Below are 6,647 nucleotides of genomic sequence, written 5' to 3' on the forward strand. Positions count from 1 at the left end.
GCGCGGCTCCCCCAGCCTGGCGGCTGGGAGGTGCCCCCATGATGCGGTGCTCCCCCGGGCCCTCGGGGGCCCGGGAGGTACCCCCACCAGGCGCCGGATCGCAGCTCGTACGTTGGGGGCACCCCCGGACGAAGTCCGGGCGAGTACTTGCGCGATCGGGTAACGCAGCGAGGTTCCCCCAGGCCCCTCGGGGCCTGGGGGAGTCGCGAGCCCGCGAAGATTCGAAAGAGAGGCCCTTGGCCGCGTCGGTCCGGATCTCCGCAGGACCCGTTGCGGGCCGGCGGTCGCCGTACGGCGGGTCAGCTCAGCTCGAAGGAGCCGGTGGCCAGTTCGCCCGCCGGTTCGTAGACCTGGACCACCACGCCGGTCGGGGTGCTCTCCGCGTGGGTCAGTCGCAGCGCGGCCGGCGGGGTGCCCTCGGGGAGGAGCCGCCGGCCGCCGCCGAGTACCACGGGGAACGTCAGCAGCCGCACCTCGTCGACCAGCCCCTCGGCGAGCAGCGTCCGCGCCAGCGGGCCGCTGCCGTGCACCTGGAGCTCGCGGCCGGGACGTTCCCGCAGCTCGGCGACCTCGGCGACGGTGTCGGGGCCGAGCACTTCGGTGCCCTGCCAGGAGGGGGTGCGCAGCCGGCTTGAGACGACGTACTTGGGCAGGCCGTTGAGCTTCACGGCGACGATGTCGTCCGGGTCGCTGATCAGCGGCCAGTGCGCGGCGAAGATCTCGTAGGTCCGCCGGCCCAGCAGAAACGCGTCGGCCTCCGCGAACCAGCCGCTGACCAGCCGCCCCATCGCCTCGTCCGCGTAGGGGACCACCCAGCCGCCGCGGGTGAAGCCGTCCGTGGTGTCCTCGTGAGGCCCGCCGGGGCCCTGCACCACGCCGTCGAGCGAGACGAACTGGGTCAGGGTGAGTCTCATCCTTGGCGCTCCTTCACTGCGCGTGGCCTGCCCCCGGAACCACCGTCACCTGGCGACGGGCGCGGCGCGAGCCGGGCGGCGCCCCACGGGTGGTGGCGCGGCCGGGGCGGCGCGGAGCCGTTCGCGCGCGTCGTCCACGCGTTCCCCCGTTCCCGGCCCCGGCCCGGCTACCGCGTCAGGGCCGCGACGAGCCGGTCCACGGCGTCGGCGCCGCCCTGCGGCAGGAAGAGCGACGGCTCGTTCAGCTCCACCTCCAGCACCCGGAACCCGCCCGCGTCGTCCCTGACCAGGTCGACCCTGGCGTAGGTCGGGACCCCGAGCCGCTCGGCGACCAGGTCCGCCACGGAGCGGGCGACGGCGAGCTGGGCCTCGGTGGCGACGTGCCGGGTGTTGGTCTCCTCGGCGAAGAGGCCGTCGACCGACCCGGCGACGGGGAGGGACACCCGCTTGTTCGCGGCATGGCTGAAGACCCCGTCGAAGAAGACCAGCGGCCACTCGCCCTCGGTGGCGACCGAGGTGAGGAACGGCTGCACCAGCACCACCGTGCCGGCCGCGTGGAGCCTTTCGACGTGGGCCCGCGCCGGCTCGTGCTGGTCGGGGCCGTAGGCCGCGGCGTCCCGACTGCCGGCCCCCACGGCCGGTTTGACGACGAAGCGGCCCGCGGGGAAAGCCGCCGGCGCTCCCGGTGGCACGAAGGAGGTCGGAGTCGTCGGTATCCCGGCGCTCTCCAGCTCCGCCAGGTACCGCTTGTCCAGGCTCCACCGCACGGTCTCCGGCGGGTTCACGAGGTCGCTGACCGCGCCCACCTCGTCGATCCACCGCAGAAACGCGGGAAGGCGCTCCGGATAGTCCCAGGTCGAGCGCACCACCACCCGGTCGAAACGGGACCACGGCACGTCCGGGTCGTCCCAGTCGACCACCTCGACCCGCACCCCGGCCCGCTCCAGCGCGGCCAGCGCCAGCGGCTCGTCCTCGTCCCGCCCCCGGGCGGCGCGGGTGGTCACCCAGGCCAGACGTTCGATCACCGGTCCACCGTAACGGGGACGCGCCGCGCCCTACGGCTCGGGCAGCAGGTCGGTCTCCTCGAAGACCAGCAGTGTGCGGGTGGAGAGCACCTCGGGGATGGCCTGGATGCGGGTGAGCACCAGCTCCCGCAGCTGCTGGTTGTCGGCGGTGTGCACCAGCAGCAGCACGTCGAAGTCCCCGCTGACCAGCGCGATGTGCGCGGCTCCCGGCAGCCGGGCCAGCTGCTCACGGACGGTGCGCCAGCTGTTCTGAACGATCTTCAACGTCACATAGGCGCAGGTCGCCTGCCCCGCCCGCTCCTGGTCGATCCTGGCGGTGAACCCCCTGATCACCTGGCCCTCGACCAGCCGGTTGATCCGCGCGTAGGCGTTGGCCCGCGAGATGTGCACCCGTTCGGCGACCGAACGGACCGAGGCGCGGCCGTCGTTCCGCAGCAGTCGCAGTATCGACTCGTCTATCGCGTCGAGCGGCCGTTCGCCCCCGTTGGGCAACTGGTCCTCCGGCATCCCGTTGAGCCTCCCCTCCCTGGACGTCCTGGCCCCATATCACGGCATTTGCGGCCGACTGTCCACAGGGCGTCACCGCTGCTGGCCATTTCGCCGGCCGGTTCGAACAATCTGTGGGGAGAGCGTCGCGTCTTGTCGCGGGTCGCTCGGCACGAACCCGGTCGGCGTGCGGCGGCCCAGGGCCTCGTCCGCCGGCCTTCCTCCACAGCGTGGCCGACCCCACCCGTCCGCCCAGGCACCAGGCGGCGGCGGCCCCTGTGGTGACCCCGTCCCGGGCGCCGGGCGCCGGCCGGGCGCCCGGGCGGGGCTCGGGGCGCGACGGGTCGGGACGGGGCGGGGCGCGACGGGACATGGGACGCGAGGGGGCATCGGCGCTACGGTGACGGCCATGACGGCGGCGGCGAGCGACCATCGGGACCGGGAGGTGGACCGGGACGTGGACCGGGGCGCGAACGCGGTGCCCGAGGCGGTGGTGCTGGCCGGGGGAGCGGCGCGCCGGCTCGGCGGGGTCGACAAGCCGGCGGTGCGCGTCGGCGGAAGGACGCTGCTGGACCGGGTCTTGGCCGGCTGCCCGGCCGACGGCCCCGACCCTGTCGTGGTCGGGCCCCGGCGCCGGACCGCGCGGCCGGTCCGGTGGACCCGCGAGGAGCCGCCGGGCGGCGGACCGCTGCCGGCGCTGGCGGCGGGACTGGCGCTCACCGAACGGCCGCTGGTCGCCGTCCTCGCCGCCGACCTGCCGTTTCTCGACGCCGCTACGGTGCCCCTGCTGGTCGCCGCACTGCCGCCGGACGCCGACGGCGTGCTGCTGGTCGACGCCGAGGGGCGGGACCAGCCGCTGACCGCCGTCTACCGGGCCGCCGCGCTGCGCGCCGCGCTCGCCGCGCTCGGCGAGGCGCCCGCGGCGCTGGCCGGCAGGCCGCTGCGCGCCGCTCTCGGCGGCCTGCGGCTGCGCCGGCTGCCGGGACCCGCCGCGCTGGACTGCGACACCTGGCCTGACATCGCCGTCGCCCGCGCCGCCATCGGCGACGATGGGGTGGTGCTTGAGGAATGGATCGCGGCGGTCAAGGCCGAACTCGGCGTGGAACTCGACGTGGACACCAAGGCGCTGCTGGACGCGGCACGCGACGCCGCGCACGGCGTCACCCGCCCGGCAGCCCCGTTGACCACCTTTCTGATCGGCTACGCGGCCGGCCGCACCGGGCTCCCCCCGGCCGAGGCCGCCGCCCGCGTCGCCGCCCTCGCCGAGGACTGGGCGCGGGAGCGGGCCGAGCCGGAGGCGCGGTCGTGATCGACGACTTCGACGACGCGCTGGCCCTGGCCAACGGCCCGGCCACGCGCGACGGCGCACGACAACGTGGGGCGCGCGCCGCCTCCGAGCCGGGGCGCGCGGAGTCGCCGGGCGCGCGAACGGAGGGGCGCGCCCCCGAAGGCGCCCACGGCGACGCACCCGACCAGACCCCCGACCGCGCTCCCCGCCACGCTCCCGGCAACACCTCCGGGCACGGCGTCGGCAACGACCCCGAGGACGGGGAACAGGCCGGCGCGCACCACCCGGCGTGGGGGCGCGCGCGGGAGCTGGCGCACCGCGCGTTCCGCCCCCTGGCGCCCCGCAGGCTGTCGCTGGAGCAGGCGCGCGGCCACACGTTGGCCTCCCCGCTGCACGCACTCACCGACCTGCCCGCGTTCGACACCTCGGCCATGGACGGCTGGGCCGTCGCGGGCCCCGGGCCGTGGCGGCTGGTCGAGGGGCCGCCCGCGCTGGCCGGCGGCCCGCTCGCCACCCCCCTGACCGACGGCCTCGCCCTCCCCATCGCCACCGGCGCGCGCCTCCCCGAGGGCGCCACCGCGGTGCTCCGCGCCGAGGCGGGCGCCGTCCGGCGCGGCCTGCTCACCGGCCACACCCCCGAACCCGGCGCCGACATCCGCCCCCGCGGCCAGGAGTGCCGCAGCGGTGCCGTGCTGCTGCCGACGGCCGCGCCCCTCACCCCCGCGGCCCTCGGCCTTGCCGCCGCCGCCGGCTACGACCAGCTCGCCGTCCGGCCGCGCCCCCGCGCCGAGGTGCTGGTCCTCGGCGACGAACTCCTCCACCGCGGGCTGCCGCACGACGGCCGGGTGCGCGACGCCCTCGGCCCCATGGTCGGCCCCTGGCTGGCCGCGCTCGGCGCCGAGGTGCTGGTCACCCGCCGCCTCGGCGACGACGCCGAGGCGCTCGCCGAAGCCGTCGCCACCACCCGCGCCGACCTCGTCGTCACCACGGGCTCCACCGCCGCCGGGCCCGTCGACCTGCTCCGCCGCGTGCTGCGGGAACGCGGCGCCCGACCGCTGGTCACCGGCGTCGCCGTCCGCCCCGGGCACCCCATGCTGTTGGCCGAACTCCCGGGCCAGATTCCGCTGATCGGCCTCCCTGGCAACCCGCTGGCCGCCGTCTCCGGGCTGCTCACGCTCGCCGGACCGCTGCTGCGCGGGCTCACCGACCGGCCGCTCGCCGAGGACCGCACGGCGACGCTCGCCGAACCGGTCAGGGGCCACCCCCGCGACTCCCGGCTGGTCCCCGTCGTTCACCGCGCTGGCCCCGCCACCGTCAGACCCCTGAGCTACGCTGGCCCGGCCATGCTGCGCGGCATCGCCGCCGCCACAGCCCTGGCGGTGATCCCGCCCGGAGGCGCCGAGGCCCACGCCGAGGTGCGCCTCCTCGACCTCCCAGAGGCATGAGACTCCCCAGCACCCCCACGGACGACCGGCCCACCTACCAGGACCGTTCCCCCGGCGTCTCGCTCCCGCGCTACGCCGCTGGCCCCCTGGTCCAGGTGGCCCGCCGGCTGCTGCTCGCGACCGGCGTGATGGCGCTGGCCGTGGTGCTGGTCTGGCTCGACCGTCGCGGCTACCACGACAACCACGACTCCGAGGTCAGCTTCACCGACGTCCTCTACTACGTCACGGTCTCGCTCTCCACCACCGGCTACGGGGACATCGTCCCCGCCAGCGACGGGGCGCGGCTGATGACCACCTTCTGCATCACCCCGCTGCGGGTCGCGTTCCTGATCATCCTGGTCGGCACCACCCTTGAGGTGCTCACCGAGCGCACCCGCGACCAGTGGCGGCTCTCCTACTGGAGGAAGCACTTGCGCGACCACACCGTCATCGTGGGCTTCGGCACCAAGGGCCGCTCGGCGGCGGAGACGCTGATCAGCGGGGGGCTCAACCAGGACCAGCTGGTCGTCGTCGACCCCGACCCGGCGGTCGTCGAGTCGGCCAACGCCCTCGGCTACGCGGGCGTCGTGGGCGACGCCACCCGCAGCGACGTCCTGGTGCGCGCCAGGGCCGACCGCGCCCGCCAGGTCGTCATCGCCACCCAACGCGACGACACCGCCGTGCTGGTGGCCCTCACCGCCCGCCAACTCAGCAAGCGCGTACGCATCGTCGTCTCCGTCCGCGAACAGGAGAACGTTCCGCTGCTGCGGCAGTCCGGCGCGGACTCCGTGATCACCAGCGCCAGCGCCGTCGGCCGACTGCTCGGGCTCTCCATGATCAGCCCCAGCTCGGGCGCGGTGATGGAGGACCTGATCCAGCACGGCAAGGGCCTCTCCCTCAAGGAGCGGCCCGTCACCAGCGAGGAGGCGGGCCGCTCGCCGCGCGAGTGCGCGGACCTGGTCGTCTCGGTGATACGCGGCCACCGGCTGCTGCCCTTCGACGACCCGGACGTCGCCACCCTGGAACTGACCGACCGGCTCGTCGTCATCCACCGCGTCCGGCCCGAGGAGGAACACCACCTCCCGCGCCGCCCCCAGGAGAAGGGCCCCGGCTCCTGGCGCATCCCCCGCCGCTGACCGCCTTGCCGGCGGGACGAGGACGACGACGGCGCCGCACCGGTGTGGCGGGTGGTCGTCCTCCCCCCCGGCGCGGGGTTACTCGCGCAGTTCCTCGCGCCCCTGGTCGTGGTGGGCGTTCGGCAGTCAGGCGCGGTTTCGCGTTGGGCCGGTGGCGGCCTGGGGGGCGCGGGGAACTGCGCGGTGCATCCGTGTGGGCGGTCAGACGACGACGGCGCCGTACCGACAAGGCGGGTGGTCGTGCTCGCCCCGGCGCGGGGTTACTCGCGCAGTTCCTCGCGCCCCTGGTCGTGGTGGGCGTTCGGCAGTCAGGCGCGGTTTCGCGTTGGGCCGGTGGCGGCCTGGGGGGCGCGGGGAACTGCGCGGTGCATCCG

General features: G+C 75.7%; 6 protein-coding genes. 3 read left to right on the plus strand and 3 right to left on the minus strand.

Annotated features, from left to right (window positions below):
- Positions 1 to 299: 299 nt before the first annotated feature.
- The 3 genes from FH715_RS13400 to FH715_RS13410 form a co-directional block, all read right to left on the minus strand.
- Complete coding sequence (locus FH715_RS13400; protein WP_139644794.1) at positions 300 to 914, minus strand: dihydrofolate reductase family protein; 615 nt, start codon at positions 912 to 914, stop codon at positions 300 to 302.
- A gap of 167 nt (positions 915 to 1,081) precedes the next feature.
- Positions 1,082 to 1,939, minus strand: a complete 858-nt coding sequence (locus tag FH715_RS13405; RefSeq protein ID WP_139644796.1) for an ATP-grasp domain-containing protein — start codon at positions 1,937 to 1,939, stop codon at positions 1,082 to 1,084.
- Positions 1,940 to 1,969: 30 nt separating this feature from the next.
- Entirely contained in the window at positions 1,970 to 2,446 is a 477-nt protein-coding gene (locus FH715_RS13410; RefSeq protein ID WP_097231691.1) for an Lrp/AsnC family transcriptional regulator, read from the minus strand.
- A 388-nt stretch (positions 2,447 to 2,834) separates the two neighbouring features.
- On the opposite strand from FH715_RS13410, the gene FH715_RS28925 reads away from it, so the two are divergent.
- The 3 genes from FH715_RS28925 to FH715_RS13425 are packed head-to-tail and all read left to right on the plus strand — an operon-like array spanning position 2,835 to position 6,273.
- The gene (locus tag FH715_RS28925) at positions 2,835 to 3,734 is read left to right on the plus strand and encodes an NTP transferase domain-containing protein (protein WP_139644798.1); all 900 of its coding nucleotides are present in this window, start codon (positions 2,835 to 2,837) and stop codon (positions 3,732 to 3,734) included.
- Entirely contained in the window at positions 3,731 to 5,158 is a 1,428-nt protein-coding gene (locus tag FH715_RS13420) for a molybdopterin molybdotransferase MoeA (protein WP_246108725.1), read from the plus strand. Before FH715_RS28925 ends, FH715_RS13420 begins: the two co-directional genes overlap by 4 nt.
- Positions 5,155 to 6,273 carry a potassium channel family protein gene (locus FH715_RS13425; protein WP_139644799.1) on the plus strand — a complete coding sequence of 373 codons (1,119 nt, stop codon included), beginning with the start codon at positions 5,155 to 5,157 and terminating at the stop codon, positions 6,271 to 6,273. The genes FH715_RS13420 and FH715_RS13425 overlap by 4 nt, the downstream gene beginning before the upstream one ends.
- Positions 6,274 to 6,647: the final 374 nt, after the last annotated feature.

Origin of the sequence: Streptomyces sedi, from assembly GCF_006335015.1 — a bacterium.
Classification (GTDB): Bacteria; Actinomycetota; Actinomycetes; order Streptomycetales; family Streptomycetaceae; genus Streptomyces; species Streptomyces sedi.